The organism is Collinsella intestinalis, from assembly GCF_902501455.1.
In the GTDB taxonomy this organism is placed as follows: domain Bacteria; phylum Actinomycetota; class Coriobacteriia; order Coriobacteriales; family Coriobacteriaceae; genus Collinsella; species Collinsella intestinalis.
On sequence record NZ_CABWIC010000011.1, the window covers coordinates 137865 to 158659 of the forward strand.

Here is a 20795-nt window from a genome sequence, read left to right on the forward strand (position 1 = left end):
AGGCTAACCCCTAAACTCGAAGGTGCTCAGACCGAAGGTCAGCACGTCGCCGTTGCGCAGGGGGCAACGGGTGATGCGGCGGTTGTTGACCATGGTGCCATTGGTGGAATTGAGGTCCTCGATGGACCAGTCGCTGCCGGTGAAGGTCAGCTCGGCGTGGCGGCGGCTCACGTTGGGGTCGCGCAGGACGACGTCGGCCACGGAGCGCTCACGGCCAACGGTGGCGCGGGCGGAGGTGAGCTCATAGGTGTCGCCGGTCACGACGTCGACGAGTTGGGCGAGCGGACGGGCGGGGGCAGCGGGCTTTGCGGGCGCCATATGGGCCGCGCCCGCGGCGGCGATGCCCGCGCCGGTCGCGGCGGCGGCACCGCCCATGCCGGCGAGCTGCTCGCGCGTCATGGTCTGCGGGACGGGGATGGGCGTCGGCGCGGGCGCGAAGGGGTCGGCGACCTCGGCGGCGCCGGCGACCTGCGCGGATGCGGGGCTGAACGCGGCGTCGAGTGCGGGATTCGCCACCGGCACGGCGCCGGCGGCGGAAGAGGGCGCGGGGGCGGGGATAGGCGTCGGGGCGGGCGTGGCCTTGCCGGACGCGCCCTTGAGATAGGCGCGCTCCTCCTCGTATAGACGGGCGAGGGTGGGGGCGTCGACGTTCTCGGCGAACACGGAGAACTTGCCCGGCTTGAGCGACGGGTCGATCATGAAGCGGACGAGCGGGGTGCCCACGAAGCGGTAGCGCTTCTTCTCGGCCTGGGCGCGCACGAACTCGGTGACCTCGCTGGCGAGCTGGGAGTAATAGGGCGCCAGGAGCTGATCGTCATCGGCGGCGATGAGCACGGTGTAGAGGGCGGGGGCGGTGTTGACGCCGTTGATGACCAGGGTCTGGTCCTCCATCTCGCGGGCCGCCTGCTTGGCGAGCTTCTTGAAGGAGAAGGGCGCCTGCGCCGCGCCGAAGATCCCAGCGACGCGGTCTTCAAATATGTTCAGGAAGTTCACGAACGATCACCTTCCGAAAAATCTCGCTTATAACCGAGAGCAAATATGCATAGCCAAACAAGTATAGAGGATAGGCCGCCCAGGCCCAGGGCCACGGCCGCGTCGGCGGGGGGCACCGCGCTAATTTCCATAGGGTGCGCAAGATAGCGGCATGCGACCGCGCACAACGGGATGAGCAGGTAGAGGACGGTGAGCGGGTATGCGGAACGTCCCTCCTGGCGGTTTACCCATGTCCGCGTCAGCGCCCAGGAGGTCCCGGCGGCGATGAGGGCGGCGCCCGCTGCGGGGACGAGAAACGCCGGGGTTGCGAGCGCCATGAGGGCGTCGAGCGAACCCAGGGTCCCGGCCCGCAGGTGCGAGGCCACGAGGAGTTGCGCGAAGGCGGCGCCGGCGCCGGAGGCGGCGGCAGCCACGCTCGGGGTGAGGAAAAAGCCTCCGATCGCGGCGGATGCGGGTGCGAGGATCATGGCGTCACCGGCGGCCAGGCCGAGGGCGGCGCAGGTCACGAGGACGGTCGACGCGGCCGGATGCAGGCGGCCCCATACGAACCACCAGGCGGCCATGAGACAGAAGGCCAAAACGGCCAGCGGCAACACCTCGAACAGGGGCGTCGAGTTGACGATGAGCATGAGCCAACCGGCAAGGACGAGGGCGGACCCGATTTGCGGCGCGATGCCCGCTCCCACGCCGATGCCCGCCGCGGTGATGGCGCGGACCGCCGCTCCGCCTACCTGCAGGTCTCCCAAAAGCGCCCACGATACGGCTGCGACCGCGACGCTTGTGACGGCGCCGAGCGCATATTCGCGTGCACGGGGGAAGCGGCTGCCCAGATATCCCTCGTCTGGGTCGAGCTCCCATACGCGCTCGCCGCGGCCGTCGGCCGGGTCGAGCGCGTCTTCGGTATCGTCGGAGGTGAGGCGAGCGATGATCCGAGCGAGGCTCTTGCGGCCTTCGCGCGGATTTCCCAGGCGGGCCAGGAAGGCGTCTCCGAATTCCGCCACGCTCGGCATGCGGTCGTACGGGCTGGGGGAGAGCGCATCGAGCAGGGCCTGCTCGGCGGCATCCGGGATATCGGGCAGTAGGTCGCTTGGGTAGAGGACCCCGCGGATGATGCGGTCGAGGGAGTCGGCGGGGGTGCCGGCGCGGAAGGGCGCCGTGGCACAAAGGGACTCGTAGAGGACCGCGGCCAAGGCGAAGATGTCGCTGCGCTCGTCAACCTGCTCGCCGTTGAGCTGCTCGGGGGGCATATAGCCGATGGTGCCGCCTCGCGCACCGCCAAAGCCCGCGGCGCTGGCGAGCATGGCCATGCCGAAGTCGGCCAGCTTGACGTGGCCGTTGCGGTCGATCAGGACGTTGGCGGGCTTGATGTCAAGATGGAGCACGCCGTTCTCGTGTGCAAAGGACAGGGCCTGGACCAGGGCGTCGGCGATGCAGGCCGCCTCGTCGTAGGTGAGGGAGTGACCCTCGACCTGCTGGAGGAACTCCTCGAGCGTCATGCCGTCCACGTATTCCATGACCAGGTAGGCATGGGCGCTGTCGTAGGTGAAGTCGATGACCTGCACGATATTGGGGTGCTGCAGCATGCTGGCCGTGCGAGCCTCGGCGAGCGCGGCGGCGGTGGTTTCGAGCGGGGTTCGTGCATCGGGCGATGCGAGGGGCATACGCTTGATGGCCACGCGTCGCTGCAGGCGGGAGTCGAGGCAGATCTCGACGCTGCCAAAGCCGCCGGCGGCGCGCGTCTCGAGCGGCCGATAGCGCTTGAGCAGGGATGACGCTGCCGAGCCGGCGGCGGGCGGCGGGGCGATGGGGGATCGGCTCCCGTGCGGGGCCCGGGATGCAAACGGGGCGGCCCCGGCTGGGCGCGCGAGGTCGGGCGCGGCGGCGGGGTCGTTGGAGGATGCGGGCCGGCGCCACATGGAGCGCGATGCCAGGCGCGGGCCGCTCGCGCGATTGGATTGCGAGGGCATTTCCCGCTGTTGCGGGTCGGGTATGTTGAAGGGGAAGATCGGCATGGCCATCCTCGTGCGTTTAAAGTTCGTTTCCGGCCGAAGCCAAGTGCAGTTTGGGCCCATTTTACCACGGTGGCCGTGTGCGCCGTTTTCATCGACCGTCGTCGGTGCGCATCCGTGCGGGTTGGAGCCGCGGACGTGGGGCCGCGCGAGACGCTATGATGGTGGGCACGATTATTCACGCGCGCGATGAAGGGTGTGCGCGCGATAAGGGGTGTGCGACGAAGGCGGTGAAAGGGCATATGGACGATTCCGAGCGACTCGCGGCATACGATGCGTTCGCACGGGGTATTCGTGCGGAGCTCGCCGAGGTCGGCGCGCGCATGGACGTTCTGCGCACCGAGAACAAGGTCAAGACGGCGACGTATCGCCAGCTGTTCGCCGCGCGCATGAACCTGAAGGACATCGACCGCCGCCTGGTCGAGCGCGGATTGTAGGAGGAATTCCCCATGGAGTCGCTCTATAGGAAGTACCGCCCGCTCACGTTCGAGAGCGTCGTGGGCCAGCAGCATATCGTCTCAACGTTGGAGCACGCGGTGGCCGAGGGCCGCCTGAGCCATGCGTACCTGTTCTGCGGCCCGCGCGGTACGGGCAAGACCACTATGGCGCGCATCCTCGCCAAGGCGCTGCTGTGCGAGAAGGCCGAGGGCGCCCGCGCGACAGGCGCGACCGGCTGCAACCCCGACGGCACCTGCCCGGAGTGCACGGCTATCGCCGAGGGCACGCATCCGGACGTTTACGAGCTCGACGCCGCGTCGCGCACGGGCGTGGACAATGTGCGCGAGGAGATCATCAACTCGGTGAGCTTCGCCCCGGTGCGCGGCGCTTACAAGGTCTACATCATCGACGAGGTCCACATGCTCACGACGCAGGCGTTCAACGCGCTGCTCAAGACGCTCGAGGAGCCGCCGAGTCACGTCATCTTCGTCCTGTGCACCACCGATCCGCAAAAGATCCTGGAGACGATCCTGTCGCGCTGCCAGCGCTTCGACTTCCACCGCATTTCGAACGACGACATCATCGGTCGCCTGCGCTACATCTGCGAGCAGGAGGGTTTCGCCTTCGATGAGGAGGCGCTCGAGGTCGTGGCGCGCCACGCCCGCGGCGGCATGCGCGACGCCCTATCCACGTTGGAGCAGCTCTCGGTCTTCGGCGACGGTTCGGTGCGCATCGACGACGCGCGCGCCCTGCTGGGCGAGGTGGCATCCACGGTGCTGTCCGAGTTTGCCTGCAAGATGGCGGTGCGCGACACCGTGGGCCTGTTCGGCCTCATTCGGGCTCAGGTTGACGAGGGCAATGACCTACAGGAGCTCACGCGCGACCTGATCGCGCACATCCGCGACGTATACACGGCCGCGATCGCGGGCCCTTGCGCCGAGTTGTTCGATGGGACGCCCGAGGAGGTGGCCGCGCTCGTCGAGGAGGCTCGCCTGTTCGAGGGGGCCGACCGCCTTTCTCGCGCGCTGACTGTGCTGGATGACGCCGCGCTGGAGATGCGCAACGCAACCGATCCGCGCCTGGTGCTCGAGATTGCCTGCACGCGCCTGGCCCGCCCCGAATCCGACTTGACGCTCGAAGCGCTCGCCGAGCGTATCGCTCGCCTCGAGGCCCAGATCGCCTCTGGCGTGCCGAGTGCGCCGATGTCGGCCGAGCAACTCGCGTCGGCAACGCGGCCGAAGGCCGCGCCCGCGCTCCAGGAGGTTCGCAAGGCCGCACCCGCCCCGGCATCTGCACACGCGGCGGCCCCGACGAGCGCCCCTACTTCCGCATGCGCCTCGGCACCTGCACGCGTGGCGGCCCAGACAAGCGCCCCGGCCTCCGCGGGCGCTGCGATTCCGGCGCAGGTGCAGGAGCCGCCTGCGCATCCGGCTGCCTCTGCTGTCCCCGCGCAGACCCCGGAACCGGCTTCCACCCCCGTGCGCGCCTCGGCCCCCGCTCCGTCCGCGCGCGCCCCACAGCCCGCTGCCCCCGCAACGGTGCCGGCGAGTGCCACACCGGCGATGAGCTCGTGTGCGGTGACGCCCGCCTCCGCTGACGACGCCGAACTGCAGCGCCGTTGGGTCGAGACGGTGAAGAAAATCGCCGCGGTCCAGCCATCGCGCGGCGGCTTGCTGCAAAGCTCCCGCGCTGTGAGCGACGATGGCGAGACCCTCGTGGTCGCGTTCCCCAAGGGTTCCAACTTCGCTCTCAAGATGATTAGCCGCCCGGACAGCAACGCCCTGGTGATGCCCGTTATCTGCGAGGTCTTTGGCAAGCGCTCCGTTGAGTACGTGATGGACGGCGCTCCGGCCGGTGCCCCCGCCGCGCCGGCTCAGCCCGCCGCGACGGCTGCCCCCGCGCCCACGCGTCCCGCGACGCCGGCCCCCGCCGCCGCCCCCCAGGCCGCTCCAGTCTCGGCGGCCTCGGCTGTCCCGGCTGCCTCGATGGGCGCCGCGGCCCCCACGGCGTCCCGCGCTGCGACCTCTGCCCCCGCAGCTCCTTCCCCGGCGCCGGCGCAATCTCAGTCGGCCGTTTCCGCCCCCGCCCCCGCGACGCCCGCCACCGCGGCGCCCGTCGCCGATCACGCTAGCGGCCCCACGGTCCTCGCGGAGCGTGACATAGATGCCGATCGCAAGGCGTGGGAAGACGACATGCCGCCTTATGACGATGCGTTCATCGCTTCGTACGATGACGACGCCGAGGTTCCGCCGTTCGATGCCCCGGCGCCTGCGCCCGTAGCTGCCTCGGTGCCCGTTTCCGCGCCCACCGAGGCTTCCGGGGCATCGGCTCCCGCCACCGCCACCGCGTCGGCTCCGGCCCCTGCGCCCATCGAGGCCCCTGCCCCTGTTCCCGCTCCCGGTCTGGGCGAGGCTGCCGACGGCGATGCTCCGGTCGACCCCAAAGAGGTGCTTCAGAACATCTGGGGCAACGTGACCTTTAAATAGCATGGCGTCGGCATGGGACGACCCAACTGGCGCCCCCGCATCCGCCTCGCGCGGCACCAGCCGTTCGCGGGGCGGCGTGCTCATAAACCCTCTTCCGTACAGGGGAGATGTGCGCTTGTGTCCGCCCCACGTGGTACCATGCCCCTTGGAATGACCCGCCTGTTAAACCGCAGGCTTTACCAGTGAGGAGAACCCATGGCCGGAATCAACATGCAGCAGCTCATGAAGCAGGCCCAGCAGATGCAGAAGAAGCTCGCCGAGGCCCAGGAATCCATGAACGAGGTCACCGTCGACGCCAGCGCCGGCGGCGGCATGGTCAAGGTCACCGTGGATGGCAACATGCAGCTCCAGTCCGTGACCATCGACCCGGACGCGCTCGACCCCGAGGACGTCGATATGCTCCAGGACATGATCGTGGCCGCTGTGAACGAGGCCTACCGCGGTGTGGCAGAGATCGCCAACAAGCGCATGAGCGCCGCCACCGGTGGCATGGGCGCCGGCATGCCCGGTATGCCGTTCTAAATCCAAGAGATTCCACCTCGACCGCATCGTTTAGCCGGGCATGTGTAATTGGGGTACGTCCCCAATTACACATGCGTTGCCTGTCGCACCATTTTGGGAGGGCAAACGCGCATGAGCGCCGACCGCAGTCTACAAATCCTTCTCGACGAGCTGGGCCGCCTTCCGGGCATCGGTCCCAAGAGCGCCCAGCGCATCGCCTATCACCTTCTCGAGGCCGACGCCGAGGAGGCCCGCCGCTTGGCGGACGCCATCCTCATGGTGAAGAGCGAGGTCCATTTCTGCAGCCGCTGCTTCAACTACGCGACGGGCGATGAGTGCGCGATCTGCGAGGACTCTTCGCGCGACCGCGGTCGCATCTGCGTGGTGGGGGAGCCCCGCGATGTCTCGGCAATCGAGCGCACGGGCAGTTATCGCGGCCTGTATCACGTGCTCGGCGGCGTGATCAGCCCCATGGACAAGATCGGTCCCGAGCAGCTTCACGTGCGGGAGCTGCTCGCCCGTCTGGGCACGGAAGACATCGATGAGGTCATCATCGCCACGAATCCCAACATCGAGGGCGAGACCACCGCAAGCTATCTGGCGCGCACCATCAAGCCGCTCGGTATCACCGTCACGCGGCTGGCGAGCGGCCTGCCCGTGGGCGGCGACCTCGAATATGCAGACGAGCTGACCCTTGGGCGTGCCATCGAGGCGCGTCGCGCGCTCTAGCGCCCCGTCCGTCGCGAGAGGAGTTGCGATGCGCATCTTCGACACATCGCGCAGGCGCCTGCGTCGTACGGCGCTGCCCCCTCGCCTGGTGGGACTCGTCACCTTTTCATTCGCCCTGCTTGGCCTGGGCGTCGTCACCTATGCCGCCTCATTGCCGTCGCTGATCCAGGTCGCGCAGCGCACCGAGGAGCGCGGCTTTGCCGATGCGTTCGTCGAGGGGCTGTTCGGGTCCGGCGCTCTTGTCGGCGGCGCTTCGCAGGGTGCGGGTTCCGATGGCGGGGCGCAGGCCGGCGAGGCGGCCGCGGATGGTTCCACTTCGTCTGAGGATGGTCACGCCGGCGGTCTCACGCTGGGCGGCGTGGCCTTCGAGCAGGTTATCTCCGGCGTTGTGGGCGGCGGAGCTTCCGGTGCGTCCTCGGCGCCCAGCGCGTCGGGCTCGACCGGTGCGGGCGCTGGCCCCAATGCACCTGGCGGCTCGCACGGCAATGCGAGTGACACCACGGTGCCCGCGCCCGAGCCCGCCCCGCCGGTGGAGGTTCCCACGGAGCCCGCCGTTACGGAGGAGCAGGAGCGGCAGTTCTACAACGCCTTGAGCGCCTCGGCCGGCCGCATCAACGGATATGTTGGCGAGATCAATGGCATCACCGCCGCTTTCAACAACGATTGCATGGCGGACGCGAACACGCGCGGTGCCCGCGCGACACAGGCCGCAAGTTTGCGAGACCGCCTGGTCAACGAGTACATACATGTGCGCGACGAGATCCTGGTCGCAAACGATTCGCGGTACAAGGCGGCGCAGGGCGATCTCATCGGGATGTATCGCTTGCTGGCAACCTATGCCGGGGTCGTTCACAGTTCATGGCAATATGCGGGCAATCCCGATACCGTCAACACGGGCATCGATGCCATCCGTCGAGCCCAGGGCGCGGAGCTCGCCGAATTTCAGCAGGTGTACGGGAGGTTCAGCCTATGAGCGCATCCACCCAGGACATGACCCCGCGCACCACCGAGCCGCTTGGGCCCGCGGAGGTCGGCCCGTCCCATGAGGCGCCCGCTCGCTCGGGCACCGATCCGAACCGTTCCACACCGCCGTATCCCAGCGGTTATGTCCGCGGTGCGCGCATGGTGCGCCTCGAGGGCTTTGAGGAACCCTTCCGCATGGCGGAGCCCGAGCGCGAGACATATCACCGCCGTTTCGGCATTCTGTTCGTGGACGACTCCTCCGCCCGCCGCGGCGGATTGGGCACCGTCGTGCGCGCGACGAATGCCCTGGGCGAGACCTGCGCGCTCAAGACCCTGAATACGCCGGTTCGTGCCGAGCATGAGGACGATGTGTCCTTTGCGGCTCGCGTCGACCTTGCGCACACGGCGTTTCGCGCTGAATACGAAAGCCATCGATCGCTCTCCGGTTTCAAGGGCTTCCCGCGCCTGTTCGGTTTCGCGCACATCGGGGACACCCCCGCGATCGTCATGGAGTGGGTTGAGGGTGTGACGCTCAGCGTGGCGGCGCGCATGCTCTCGGTCGACGAGGCCGGTCGAGTCGCACCGCTCGTCGCCGCCCGTATCGGCCGCGACCTGGCCGACTTGCTCACGCGTCTCGACCTGGTGGGGGACGGTTTCGTCCACCGTGACATATCTCCGTCGAACATCCTTGTGCGAACGGCGCACCTGTCGGTCACCGAGCAGGCGGCCGACGGCGCCTTCGACCTCTGCCTGATCGACTTCGGCTCCTCTGTGCACCTCGATCCCATGGGGGCTCCGGGTTACACCATGCGCTATGCGACGCTGCGGCGCGCAACACCCGATTACGCCCCGCCCGAGATGCTCACGGGCGACCTGCCCAATCTTGTTGAGCTGCGCAAATCCGAGAAGATCGACGTCTACGCCGCAGCGAGCGTCATCTTCGAGCTGGCCTGCGGCTTGCCGCCCTTCGAGCTTGAGGGCCGAGCGGGCGAGTCGCTCTACCGCATCAAGATGGACGAGCCCCCGCGCCCGCTCGTGGCCGCGCATCACGCGGCGTTCCATTTGGGCGATGTGCTCATGTTCGAACCCGAGGTCGCAGCGGTTGCGACGGAGGCCTCGCTGGATGTGACCGATGCGCACGACGAGCTCGAGTTCAAACGCGCTCTCGATCGCGTTGATGGCCAGCTCGCTGAGGTGCTCACCCCCGCGTTCGCATCGGGTCAAGAGGCGCGCCCCTCGTCAGAGGCCCTGCGTGATGCTCTCTCGGCGTTTTGCGCGCGCTATGCCCAAAATGTTCGGCGCGCCCTGCGTGGCGAGCGCCTGATTCCGTGCCGGGGCGAGGTGCGTCGTCGCGATGGTCGGTCCCCGTACGCGGTGAACCGCCTGATTGGCGTGGTGGGCATGGCTTTGTCCGGCGCCGCACTCGTCACGGTGATCTGCGTGACCGCCTTGCTGCTTGACGGGGTCACGGTCTTGTTCCGCTTCGGATCCTTCGCGGCCCGCGGGGAGGTTCCCGCCGTGCTCGTGGGGCTCACGTTCGCCTTCCCGGCGGTCTGCGCCCTGGCGGGGCGCGCTCGGGCCGGCGGCACGCGCGCGGGCTTCGTGCGCGGGACGCTCGCTCTGGCGGCGGGCTCGGCACTCGTACTCGCGCTTGTCTCGCACGTCTCGTTCTTGGGCGTGATCGGAAGGTCCCCGCTGCTCGCCGCGCTGTTCCTGGCGGTTGCGGCGGCGTGGTGCCCGCTTGTGCTCGAGTACGCCATCACGGCTTTGCCACGGCCCTTCGGCGCACCCGTCGCCGGCTTGCCGCATATGGCGGCGCAACGTTCGATTATGGGGGAGGAGCCCGACGCCCACGCCTCCCTGCCCGAGGATACGGAGGTCCCAGATGCCGCTGAAGCGCGCGAATGAGCAGACGCCCTGCGGGGCCCTGTTCGACATACTCAAGCGATTTGGGGGGATCAGCCATAAGGAGCTGGCCTCGATGATCTTGTCCGAACGACCGCTTGCCGATGGGCGCAGCCCGCAGAGCCGTTCGTCCGATCGGAGCTGGGTGTCGCGCTTTGTGGTGCACGCCCCGGCCGATGCGTCTCAGGAGCGGCTGTTCCGCGATTACGGTGTTGCGGCGCAGCGCGTGATGAACCGCCTGCGCACCAGCCGTTCGGGCTCTCGCACCTGCGCGGAGATTCTCGACATGGTGTGCGGCGAGGCCGGCGAACCCATGGTGCGTGCGCTGGAGGCGAGCCATGATGACGTGCGCCTCTACCGCAACGCCCTGGCCCGCGTGCGCGATGGCGAGGGTTACACGGTGGGGGAGCGTGCCGAGGCGGCCTTGGTCCTGCTTGTGGCGGCGGGGTGCTCGGCCAACGTTGGCCGAGCGGTCGATTACACCACGGAGTACATCCGTTGCCTGATGGGCGGCAGGCTCGGCACGCCCACATCCTGCCCGGTCTCTCTCGACCCCAAGAAGACGCAGGTCGATCTTGTGCTACCGCGCGTGCTCGGGTTTGTGCGCATCGTGGATGGGGTCATCGCCAGCGAGCCGTATTGGGTCTCGTCCGGTTCGGCCGGGGCCGAGATCGGCGCATTGGCCACGGGTGCGGAGGATATCACCGATGTGGCCGGAGACGTTTCGGCCCATCATGCGCGCGTGTGGTACGAGGCCGCCGATGCCGGTGCGGGACGCTGGATGCTGAGTGATCTTGGCTCCAGTAACGGGACCGTGGTGGTTGACGGCGACGGCTCGGCCCCGTTGCGCATCGCAAAAAACGAGGCCGTGGAGATACATCCCGGCGATGAGGTCCGTTTGGGTTCGCGTACGACGTTCGTCCTGGTGGAGGGTGCGGCCGAGATGGCGCGCTAGCGGCGCGTCGCCGGCTGGCCCGCGAAGGGCCCCGACCCTACTCCTCCCTGCCGAGAAAGCGCTGCAGCTCCGCCTCGCATGCCTCCATGCGCTTGTCGAGCGCGCCGGCGGCGGAGGCGAGCTCATCGAGCTGCTCTTGGCATGCGGCGATGCGCGCTTTTTGCAGCACCGCTGCCTGGGCGATCTGCTCGAGCTCGTCTCCCTCGAAGAAATCGACGGTCGCGGCCTGCTGCTCGAGCACCTCGAGCTCGGTGCGATGGCGGGCCATCTCATGTTCGAGGTGGCCGGAATAGCCGAGCGCTCCCTGGGAGAGCTCGACGAGCCACCTACGGTAATTGAGCTGGTCGACTGGATCTGACTCGTCGGTGGAGCCCCCTTTGCGCATGTGGTTCTCGAAGGCGGCGATGCCCCAGGCGTTGGGCAGCTCGTCGAAATCTTCCTGCGTGGGCACCTGTTCGCCAATTTCTTGCACGATGCGTTCCGGCAGGTCCCTGAGCAGGCAGAACAGCTCTGCGCGGGCCTTGTCCATCTCGAGCTCCGCGGAGTACAGGTCGAAAAACGCCGCCTGCAGGTCCGTCTGGGTCACGGCGCTTTTGAGGTAGGCGATGCAGCGGCGCAGCTCGCGGCAGGTGGTGGACCTGGGGCAGCGGCATTGCTCGTCGTGGTGCTCGGTGCACGGGGGCTTGAGGGTGGTCTCCTCCTCGGCCATGCGATCGCATACGGCGCTGACCTCGCATCCGGGCTTGGCGCCCTCGGCGTCCAGCTGGAGGCTGGCGATTTGGCGCGCCCGGTCCTCCCGCTTGAGATCGCACAGGCGCTCGCGCAGGTTGGAGATGCGCTCCGTTTCATCCCAGCACTCCCGATGCCTGCGTTCGGCGCGGGCGAGAGCCTCCCTGCGGGCGCGCACCGCCGCGCGCGCTTCGGCGGTGGTCATGCCGGCCTGGGCCGCCGGCGTTTCATTCGAGTTTCCCACGGCTCCTCCTGTCCATAGAATCCGATGTCTCTACCGTATGCGCCCGTGCGGACAAAATGTTGAGCAACAATTTTGATAGGGGGTCCGGCTTGGGGAGGCCCCGTTCGCAAACGCCGTCGGGCGTTGCTCAAACTGCTCGATGACCTGCGAATTTAGCTGGGTAAAACGTTTGCCGATGAACCCCGATTGTCGGCATCCGCGTCGCCGAGCGGGGTACAATGGGGACGCGTGCGTAGTTTCGCGTCGATTCGTCATGTCGCGCGCACCACCTATGGGAAGGACCGTCTCCGGGCCGCGTTTGGCGCCCCGCGCGGGGCCGTTCTCATATATAACCCGGGGTCCGCCTGGCCCCGGCGCCTTATATACCTAGTTCGAGAGGAGAGGGGTATATGGCAGATCGCAAGTTCAAATCTATGGACGGCAACGAGGCCGCCGCGTACGTTTCGTACGCGTACACCGAGGTGGCGGGAATCTATCCCATCACGCCGTCCAGCCCCATGGCCGACCATGTCGACCAGTGGGCCGCTCAGGGCAAGAAGAACATCTTCGGCACGCCCGTGAACGTGGTCGAGATGGAGTCCGAGGCCGGCGCCGCCGGCGCCGTGCATGGCTCCCTGGGCGCTGGCGCCCTCACCACCACCTACACGGCATCGCAGGGTCTTCTGCTCATGATCCCGAACATGTACAAGATCGCGGGCGAGGGCCTGCCGAGCGTCTTCCACGTCTCGGCCCGCACCGTCGCCACCCACGCGCTCAACATCTTCGGCGATCACTCCGACGTCATGGCCTGCCGCCAGACCGGTTTTGCCATGCTCGCCGAGGGCAACGTCCAGGAGGTCATGGACCTCTCGCCCGTCGCCCACCTCGCCGCGCTCACCGGCAAGACGCCGTTCGTCAACTTCTTCGACGGCTTCCGCACCTCGCACGAGATCCAGAAGGTCGCCGTGTGGGATTACGAGGACCTCAAGGATATGTGCGACATGGACGCCGTCCAGGCGTTCCGCGACCACGCGCTCAACCCCGAGCATCCCGCGGCCCGCGGCAGCCATGAGAACGGCGACATCTTCTTCCAGCACCGCGAGGCCTGCAACGGCACGTACAACGCGCTGCCCGCCATCGTCCAGTCCTACATGGACAAGGTGAACGCCAAGCTCGGCACCAGCTATCATCTGTTCGACTACTACGGTGTCAGCGACGCCGACCGCGTGGTCGTGTGCATGGGCTCCTTCTGCGATACGCTCGAGGAGGTCATCGACTACCTGAACGCCCACGGTGAGAAGGTCGGCCTGGTCAAGGTCCGCCTGTACCGCCCATGGTCTGTCGAGGACTTTGTGGCCGCGCTGCCCGCGACCGTCAAGAAGGTCGCCGTGCTCGACCGCACCAAGGAGCCCGGCTCCATCGGCGAGCCGCTGTATCAGGATGTCGTCTCCGCCCTGTACGAGGCCGGCCGCTCCGACCTCGTGGTGACCGGTGGCCGTTACGGCCTCGGCTCCAAGGACGAGCCCCCGGCGGCTGCCTTCGCGGTCTTCGAGGAGCTCAAGAAGGACGCGCCCAAGCGCGAGTTCACCATCGGTATCGAGGACGACCTTACTGGCCTGTCCCTGCCCATGGATCCGGACGCCCCCAACACGGCGGCCGAGGGCACCATCGAGTGCAAGTTCTGGGGCCTCGGCGGCGACGGCACCGTTGGCGCCAACAAGAACTCGATCAAGATCATCGGCGACCACACGGACAAGTACGTTCAGGCCTACTTCCAGTACGACTCCAAGAAGACCGGCGGCGTGACCACCTCACACCTGCGCTTCGGTGACTCCCCGATCCGCTCGCCGTACTACGTGAACAAGGCCGACTTCGTGGCCTGTCACAACCCGAGCTACATCATCAAGGGCTTCAAGATGGTCCGCGACGTCAAGCCCGGCGGCACGTTCCTGGTCAACTGCCAGTGGACGCCCGAGGAGTTCGCCTCCCACATGCCGGCTAACGCCAAGCGCTACATCGCCCAGAACAACATCAACGTCTACCTGATCGACGCCATCGACCTGGCTGCCAAGGTGGGCATGGGTAAGCGCACCAACACGGTGCTGCAGTCCGCGTTCTTCGCCCTGGCTGGCGTGCTGCCGCAGGAGGACGCGATCCGCTACATGAAGGAAGCGGCCACCAAGTCCTATGCCAAGAAGGGCGAGGCCATCGTCGAGGCCAACCACAAGGCCATCGATGCCGGCGCCACTGCTTTTGTAAAGTTCGACGTCCCGGCCGACTGGGCCGACGCCACCGACGCCGCTCCCGCCTCCGTCCTCTCCGAGGACGAGAAGAGCGCCATCGCCAAGCAGGTCAAGGAGCTCATGGAGCCCATCGCCCGCATGGACGGCGACTCCCTGCCCGTCTCCGCGTTCAAGGATTACGCCGACGGCCAGTTCGAGCTGGGTGCCTCCCAGTTCGAGAAGCGCGGCGTGGCCGTCATGGTCCCGCACTGGGATGAGACCAAGTGCATCCAGTGCAACCAGTGCGCCTACGTCTGCCCGCATGCCACCATCCGTCCCTTCGCGCTCAACGAGGCCGAGGTCGCCGAGGCGCCCGAGACCATGCGCATGCTGGATGTGAAGATCCCCAAGGACACCGGCTACAAGTTCGCCATCGCCGTCAGCCCGCTCGACTGCATGGGCTGCACCAACTGCGCCAAGGTCTGCCCCAAGGATGCGCTCACCATGGTTCCCGCCGAGGGCGAGCTCGTGGAGCAGAAGACCTTCGATTACTGCGTGGCCAACGTCGCCGAGAAGCCCGAGCTCATCGGCAACAACGTCAAGTCCAGCCAGTTCAAGCAGCCCCTGCTTGAGTTCTCCGGCTCCTGCGCCGGCTGCGCCGAGACGGCCTACGCTCGCCTGGTGACCCAGGTTTGCGGCGACCGCATGTTCATCTCCAACGCCACCGGCTGCTCCTCCATTTGGGGCAACCCGGCCGCGACCTCCCCGTTCTGCACCGACAAGAACGGCCATGGCCCGGCATGGAACAACTCCCTGTTCGAGGACAACGCCGAGCACGGCCTCGGTCTCGAGCTCGGTTACAAGGCAGTCCAGGGCAAGCTCGTCGCCCAGAGCGAGGAGCTCATGGCTTCCGACTGCGCGACCGACGAGCTGAAGGCCGCCGCTCAGGCTTGGATCGACTCCCGCGACGATGTCGAGGCCTCCAAGACCGCGGCTGCCGCCTACATCGAGCAGCTCGAGGCCTGTGGTTGCGATAAGGCCAAGGCGATCCTGGCCGACAAGGCGTACCTCACCAAGAAGTCCTTCTGGATCTTCGGCGGCGACGGTTGGGCCTACGATATCGGCTTCGGCGGCCTTGACCACGTCCTGGCCTCTGGCAACAACGTCAACGTCTTCGTGTTCGACACCGAGGTGTACTCCAACACCGGCGGCCAGGCCTCCAAGGCCTCTAACCTGGGCCAGGTCGCTCAGTTCGCCGCCGCGGGCAAGAACATCAAGAAGAAGAGCCTCGCCGAGATCGCGATGAGCTACGGCTACGTGTACGTGGCGCAGGTCGCCATGGGCGCCAACCCAGCTCAGACCCTCAAGGCCATCCACGAGGCCGAGGCCTACGACGGCCCGTCCATCATCATCGGCTACAGCCCCTGCGAGATGCACTCCATCAAGAAGGGCGGCATGCAGAACTGCCAGGCCGAGATGAAGAAGGCCGTGGACTGCGGCTACTGGAACCTGTTCCGCTACAACCCGGCTGCCCCCGAGGGTAAGAAGTTCGCCCTCGACTCCAAGGAGCCGGCTGGCGGTTACCAGGAGTTCCTCATGAACGAGGCCCGCTACGCGAGCCTGACCGCCGCGTTCCCCGAGCGCGCCGAGGAGCTCTTCGCCGCCAACGAGGCTGCCGCCATGGATCGCTACAAGCACCTCGTCAAGCTCAAGACCCTCTATAACGAGGAGTAGTCTTCGGTAGCTGCGCTTTGTAGAACAGAGCGATTTGTGCGCCCCCGCCGAGATGTTCGGCGGGGGCGCTTTCGTTTTGAGCGGAGATGTGACCGTCGCCGCTGGATCGGACCCGAGATGCGACCGTCGCCGTTGCGCCTGGGCCCGAGATGCGGCCGCTGCCGTTGGGCTGGGGCCCGAGATATAACCGAAGTCACGTTTTTGATGCGCCAAACGTGACTTACGTTGCATCTCGAGAGGCCGAACGGCCTCGGCCCCGTGCTCGTCCCCGGCCCTGTGCCCGCCCACGGCCCCGCGACTGCTGCGGGGCCGGGCGGATCGGATGTCACTCCATTGCAGTAACAGGTACGCATATTCGCGCAGAATTTTGTATAGAGATGAATAGACAAGCCAAATTGGCAGGATAGGTATACAGATTTAAGGCGTGCAAAACCGTTTGAGCAATGTGGTCAGACTATGCCTATATCCTTGGGATATTACGTTTATCGCCAATTATCGTCCGTTCACCAAGACAGTCGAAATCACTGTTAATCGATTGTGCTTGGGAGGGTATATTGCATAAAGTACGTCAGCTGGTGAATATTTGTTACCAGCAAAACGAGAAGAAAAGAGGCAGTTATGTCCAAGCCCCTTGGCAAGCCCGATCGCATCGTCGTCGCCCTCGGCGGCAACGCCCTCGGCAACACCCCTGAAGAGCAGATCGAGAAGGTCGCCCACGCCGCCCACGCGCTGCTCGGCCTCATCGAGCAGGGCAACGAGATCATCATCACCCACGGCAACGGCCCGCAGGTCGGCATGATCCAGAACGCCTTCGCCGCTGCTCACGACGCCATCGGCACCCCCTCCATGGATCTGCCCGAGTGCGGCGCCATGTCCCAGGGCTACATCGGCTATCACCTGCAGCAGGGCATCGGTCGCGAGATGCACAAGCGCTATAAGCGTTGGCACGCCGCCTCCGTCGTCACCCAGATCGAGGTCGACCCGGACGATCCCGCCTTCGCCAACCCCACCAAGCCCATCGGCCCCTTCTACACCGAGGAGCAGGCCAAGGAGATCATGGCTGAGAACCCCGAGATGACTTTCGTCGAGGACTCCGGCCGTGGCTGGCGTCGCGTCGTGGCTTCCCCGGAGCCCAAGAAGATCGTCGAGGCCGACTCCATCCTCAACCTGCTCGACAACGAGTTTATCGTCATCGCCTGTGGTGGCGGCGGCATCCCCGTCGTCCGCGACTACGAGAACAAGGGCTGCTACAAGGGCGTCGCCGCCGTCATCGACAAGGACATGGGTGGCGAGCTCCTCGCTGAGGACTGCTCCGCCGACGTCCTGTTCCTCCTGACCGCCGTCGAGCACGTTGCCATCAACTTCGGCAAGCCCGATCAGCAGGAGCTCGAGGAGCTCACCGCCGACGAGGCCGAGAAGCTCGCTGACGAGGGCCAGTTCGGCAAGGGTTCCATGGAGCCCAAGGTCCGCGCCGCCATCAAGTTCGCTCGCTCCCGCAAGGGCCGCACCTGCATCATCGGCGCCCTGGACAAGGCCGCCGAGACCATGGCCGGCCTCTCCGGTACCCGCATCGTCGGTTAGTACCCCCTATGTCGTCAGGCGCCCGGCTGCCGCTTCGAGCTGGCCGGGCGTCCGATGATTTCCGTCGTCGCGTGTGGCTGCTGCATCGCGCGTGACGCTTACAGAGCCTCCCTCTCCCAGGCGCCCCGGCTTACTGCCCCGGGGCGTCTATTTGTATGGGGTTAGAGCGAGAGGGCCCAAAGCGCTTCGATTTGCGGGAGAATCTGGCTGATCGGCCAGCGTCTTGCGCTGTTGTAGGGGCTGTTGGGGTCATGGATTTCGACCATGCCGCGGCCATCCATGCCCTTGATGACAAGGAAATGCCCGACTGTGGTGAAGTCGCCGGGCGTGAGGCAGCAGATGATCGGCATGCCGGCATCCAGCGCGGATGCGATGCTCGCGCGCGAAGGGGCCACGGGGGTCGATCTCAATCCGATGGCGGCGGCGCCGTCGGTCATGAAGCGCCATTCGGTCGCACCGGTGGGGGCGAAGTTGTGCTCCTCGGCAAACGAGGCCATGGCGACCGGATCGAGATCGGTCTTACCCGTCAGGTATGTGTAGACCATGGAAAGGCTCGTGGGGCCGCAGCCGGCGATGCGGATGTTGCTTCCTGCGTAAGGCTTGTTTGCCCAGAGCGGGTCGGTTTGATAGAGATGCGGCATTGTGCCCGCCGTCCATTGCGAGCGCGGCGTGGAGACGGGGATGGCGGTGGGCCCGAGCTTGAACGGGTTGACCGTCTGCTTGGCGAGGCGCTCCTTTTCCTTCTTCGCCTCGATGCGCGCGGCATCCTCCGCTTTGTCTCGTTGGATTTTGGCGTTGATGCCAAGGCCTCCCGCACCAATCACCGCGATTACCAAGAGCACGGCGATCCCGCGCGGGCTGAACAGCACGGATCGCCAAGTGGGACGCGAGAAGATGCGACCGGTATTGCGGCCCCCACGCAAGGGCCCGCCTACGTATCCTGCACGCGAACCCCGGCCTTTGCTTGAGCGGTGACGTGAGGGCGTGTGGGCGTAGCTTCCGTTGAGGGTTCGGCGCTGACCGGCGCCGCGAGACGGTTGGTTTTGAGCGCGGCCTCTGGAAGAGGGCCTACCCGTTGGGCGCGTCTGTGGGTCGGGATATGCTCGTCCGACGCGGGAATCGCGTCCATAGGAGTCTCGGCGCATGGGGCGCGGGTCCCGAGCGCCTTGTGGCTGCGGGGCGTGGGCGCTCGGCGAGCGCGGCGTGCGGGGGCCGCGATACGCGGGGGCGTTGGCCGCTGCCCGCGCGGGAGGACGGAACTCGGGATGCGGGGCGACGCCGTTGCCCGGACGAACACCGTTGCCGTTCATCGGGTGCGATCCCACGCCGCGCGTCCGCTCGTTGACGCCGAGCGGCAGGGGAGCGCGGTCGCGCGTGGCCCCGTTGTTCGCGGAGGATGCAAGGCGCACGGAGCGACGGGGGTCGTCCCCGCGGTATCGGTCGTCCATCGGTGCCTCCCGGATCGAGACGGCTCAAACGCCATTGAAAACAAACGAAGTACATTCTACCAGCCAGAATATAAACAGCTGGGCGGCTGTCCGTCCGGGTGCGATCGGGTCGGGGCGCTGCGAAGGGCCGCTCGCCTTATAGCCTACTTTGGTGGCTGCGAGCCCCACTTCCGCGACTGGTCGATTTGGGCGGTGAACGGAAAAACGGGCGCGGCCGCGCGTTCGCGCAACGACCGTTAGTCGGAGAACGGCGCCCGCTCGTCTGCGATGACATTCCGAACGTCGACTGACCGCAAACCTTCACATCGGTTGGCAATATTCTTCAGGACATGGAAAAGGCGCCCGCCAAACCGGCGAGCGCGAGGGGGCGGGTCGACGAGTGGACACGTCGGCCCCAAACAAAAGAAAGGAGGCGTGCTATGGCGGAAACCAACGCTTCTGCTGCCGATCAGGGCGGCATGAAGAAGACGCTGTCGCTGTGGAACTTCTTTACCATCGGCTTCGGCGCCATCATCGGTACCGGTTGGGTCCTGCAGGTCGGCGACTGGATGGTCGTTGGCGGCGGTCCTGTCCCCGCTATGATCGCATTCCTCTTGGGCGCCATCGCCTTGGTGCCCATCGGAGCGGTGTTTGGCGAGCTTACGGCCGCCATCCCGGTTTCCGGCGGTATCGTGGAGTACGTCGACCGCACCTTCGGTCACACGGCGTCCTACATCACCGGCTGGTTCCTGGCTCTGGGCAACGGCATCCTGTGCCCGTGGGAGGCAATCGCCATCTCCACGCTGGTCTCGGACATGTTCGGCAGCCTGCCCGGTCTTGAGTGGCTCCGCGCCGTCAAGCTCTACACCATCCTCGGTGCAGACGTCTACCTGTTCCCGACGCTGATCGCGCTCGCCTTCGCCGGCTACGTGGTCTTCCTGAACTTCCGCGGCGCCAGCTCCGCTGCCAAGCTGCAGGCCTTCCTCACCAAGGCCCTGCTCTGCGGCATGCTGCTCGCCATGGGCGTCTCCATCGTGACCGGCTCCCCCGACAACGCCATGCCTGTGTTCTCCCAGGTCGCCGGCGCTGGCGGCGGTGTCGCCGAGACCGAGTCCACCAACCTGCTCGCAGGTATCGTCTCGGTCCTGGTGCTGACCCCGTTCTTCTACGCGGGCTTCGACACCATCCCGCAGCAGGCCGAGGAGGCCGCTGAGGGTCTGAACTGGAACAAGTTCGGCAAGATCATCACCTTGGCCCTCCTGGCCGCCGGTGGCTTCTACATGGTCTGCATCTACTCCTTCGGCACCATCCTCCCCTGGAACGAGTTCGTGGCTCAGCCCGTTCCCGCTCTGGCCTGCCTGAAGAACATCAACATGATCCTGTACGTGGCCATGCTCGTCATCGCCACCCTCGGGCCCATGGGTCCCATGAACTCCTTCTACGGCGCTACCTCCCGCATCATGCTCGCCATGGGCCGCAAGGGTCAGCTCCCCGAGAAGTTCGCCGAGGTCGATGAGAAGTCCGGCGCCCCCAAGCTCGCTTGCGTGGTCCTCGGTATCATCACCGTCATCGGTCCGTTCCTGGGCAAGAACATGCTCATCCCGCTGACCAACGTGTCCGCCCTGGCGTTCATCCTCTCCTGCACCATGGTCGCCCTTGCGTGCCTGAAGATGCGCTACACCGAGCCCGACCTGCCTCGTCCCTACAAGGTTCCTGGCGGCAAGTTCGGTATCCTCCTGGCCATCCTGGCCGGCGCCATCATCATCGGCCTGCTCGTCCTGCCCTTCAGCCCGGCCTCCCTCAACATGGTTGAGTGGTCCATCGTGCTCGGCTGGCTGGTCGTTGGCCTGATCCTCATGTTCGCCACCAAGGCTCGCGCCAAGAAGTAGCGAAACCCCTT

General features: G+C 66.5%; 14 protein-coding genes. 10 read left to right on the forward strand and 4 right to left on the reverse strand.

The window, feature by feature from the left end:
• Window positions 1–3 precede the first annotated feature (3 nt).
• Together AOBCEHNH_RS05605 and AOBCEHNH_RS05610 are read right to left on the reverse strand one after the other, a co-directional pair.
• Entirely contained in the window at window positions 4–993 is a 990-nt protein-coding gene (locus tag AOBCEHNH_RS05605; RefSeq protein ID WP_152063505.1) for an FHA domain-containing protein, read from the reverse strand.
• Window positions 990–3005 carry a serine/threonine-protein kinase gene (locus AOBCEHNH_RS05610; protein ID WP_193221196.1) on the reverse strand — a complete coding sequence of 672 codons (2016 nt, stop codon included), beginning with the start codon at window positions 3003–3005 and terminating at the stop codon, window positions 990–992. The genes AOBCEHNH_RS05605 and AOBCEHNH_RS05610 overlap by 4 nt, the downstream gene beginning before the upstream one ends.
• 239 nt (window positions 3006–3244) lie before the next feature.
• Here AOBCEHNH_RS05610 and AOBCEHNH_RS05615 point away from each other — a divergent pair, with 239 nt between their 5' ends.
• From AOBCEHNH_RS05615 to AOBCEHNH_RS05645, 7 genes are all read left to right on the forward strand, one after another.
• On the forward strand, window positions 3245–3439 hold the full coding sequence (locus tag AOBCEHNH_RS05615) for a hypothetical protein (protein ID WP_152063507.1): 195 nt from the start codon (window positions 3245–3247) through the stop codon (window positions 3437–3439).
• Between the two features lie 12 nt (window positions 3440–3451).
• Window positions 3452–5926: a DNA polymerase III subunit gamma/tau gene (gene dnaX, locus AOBCEHNH_RS08050; protein ID WP_226803313.1), complete on the forward strand. Its 2475-nt coding sequence runs from the start codon at window positions 3452–3454 to the stop codon at window positions 5924–5926.
• 195 nt (window positions 5927–6121) lie between these two features.
• Window positions 6122–6448, forward strand: coding sequence for a YbaB/EbfC family nucleoid-associated protein (locus tag AOBCEHNH_RS05625; RefSeq protein ID WP_006723383.1), 327 nt, complete (start codon window positions 6122–6124; stop codon window positions 6446–6448).
• 111 nt (window positions 6449–6559) lie between these two features.
• Window positions 6560–7156 carry a recombination mediator RecR gene (recR, locus tag AOBCEHNH_RS05630; protein WP_152063508.1) on the forward strand — a complete coding sequence of 199 codons (597 nt, stop codon included), beginning with the start codon at window positions 6560–6562 and terminating at the stop codon, window positions 7154–7156.
• A 28-nt stretch (window positions 7157–7184) separates the two neighbouring features.
• On the forward strand, window positions 7185–8129 hold the full coding sequence (locus tag AOBCEHNH_RS05635; protein ID WP_152063509.1) for a hypothetical protein: 945 nt from the start codon (window positions 7185–7187) through the stop codon (window positions 8127–8129).
• Window positions 8126–10027 carry a serine/threonine protein kinase gene (locus AOBCEHNH_RS05640; RefSeq protein WP_193221197.1) on the forward strand — a complete coding sequence of 634 codons (1902 nt, stop codon included), beginning with the start codon at window positions 8126–8128 and terminating at the stop codon, window positions 10025–10027. Before AOBCEHNH_RS05635 ends, AOBCEHNH_RS05640 begins: the two co-directional genes overlap by 4 nt.
• Window positions 10005–10979, forward strand: a complete 975-nt coding sequence (locus AOBCEHNH_RS05645) for an FHA domain-containing protein (RefSeq protein ID WP_226803314.1) — start codon at window positions 10005–10007, stop codon at window positions 10977–10979. The genes AOBCEHNH_RS05640 and AOBCEHNH_RS05645 overlap by 23 nt, the downstream gene beginning before the upstream one ends.
• A gap of 37 nt (window positions 10980–11016) precedes the next feature.
• Here the strand turns inward: AOBCEHNH_RS05645 and AOBCEHNH_RS05650 are convergent, their stop codons facing one another.
• Window positions 11017–11952, reverse strand: a complete 936-nt coding sequence (locus tag AOBCEHNH_RS05650) for a hypothetical protein (protein WP_152063511.1) — start codon at window positions 11950–11952, stop codon at window positions 11017–11019.
• Window positions 11953–12341: 389 nt separating this feature from the next.
• On the opposite strand from AOBCEHNH_RS05650, the gene nifJ reads away from it, so the two are divergent.
• Together nifJ and arcC are read left to right on the forward strand one after the other, a co-directional pair.
• Window positions 12342–15887 carry a pyruvate:ferredoxin (flavodoxin) oxidoreductase gene (gene nifJ / locus AOBCEHNH_RS05655; RefSeq protein WP_152063512.1) on the forward strand — a complete coding sequence of 1182 codons (3546 nt, stop codon included), beginning with the start codon at window positions 12342–12344 and terminating at the stop codon, window positions 15885–15887.
• Between the two features lie 618 nt (window positions 15888–16505).
• On the forward strand, window positions 16506–17468 hold the full coding sequence (gene arcC / locus AOBCEHNH_RS05660; RefSeq protein ID WP_006723372.1) for a carbamate kinase: 963 nt from the start codon (window positions 16506–16508) through the stop codon (window positions 17466–17468).
• A 161-nt stretch (window positions 17469–17629) separates the two neighbouring features.
• On the opposite strand, the gene AOBCEHNH_RS05665 is transcribed toward arcC, so the two are convergent.
• Window positions 17630–18391, reverse strand: a complete 762-nt coding sequence (locus AOBCEHNH_RS05665) for a C39 family peptidase (protein ID WP_226803315.1) — start codon at window positions 18389–18391, stop codon at window positions 17630–17632.
• Window positions 18392–19335: 944 nt separating this feature from the next.
• On the opposite strand from AOBCEHNH_RS05665, the gene AOBCEHNH_RS05670 reads away from it, so the two are divergent.
• Complete coding sequence (locus AOBCEHNH_RS05670; protein WP_152063514.1) at window positions 19336–20784, forward strand: APC family permease; 1449 nt, start codon at window positions 19336–19338, stop codon at window positions 20782–20784.
• Window positions 20785–20795 lie beyond the last annotated feature (11 nt).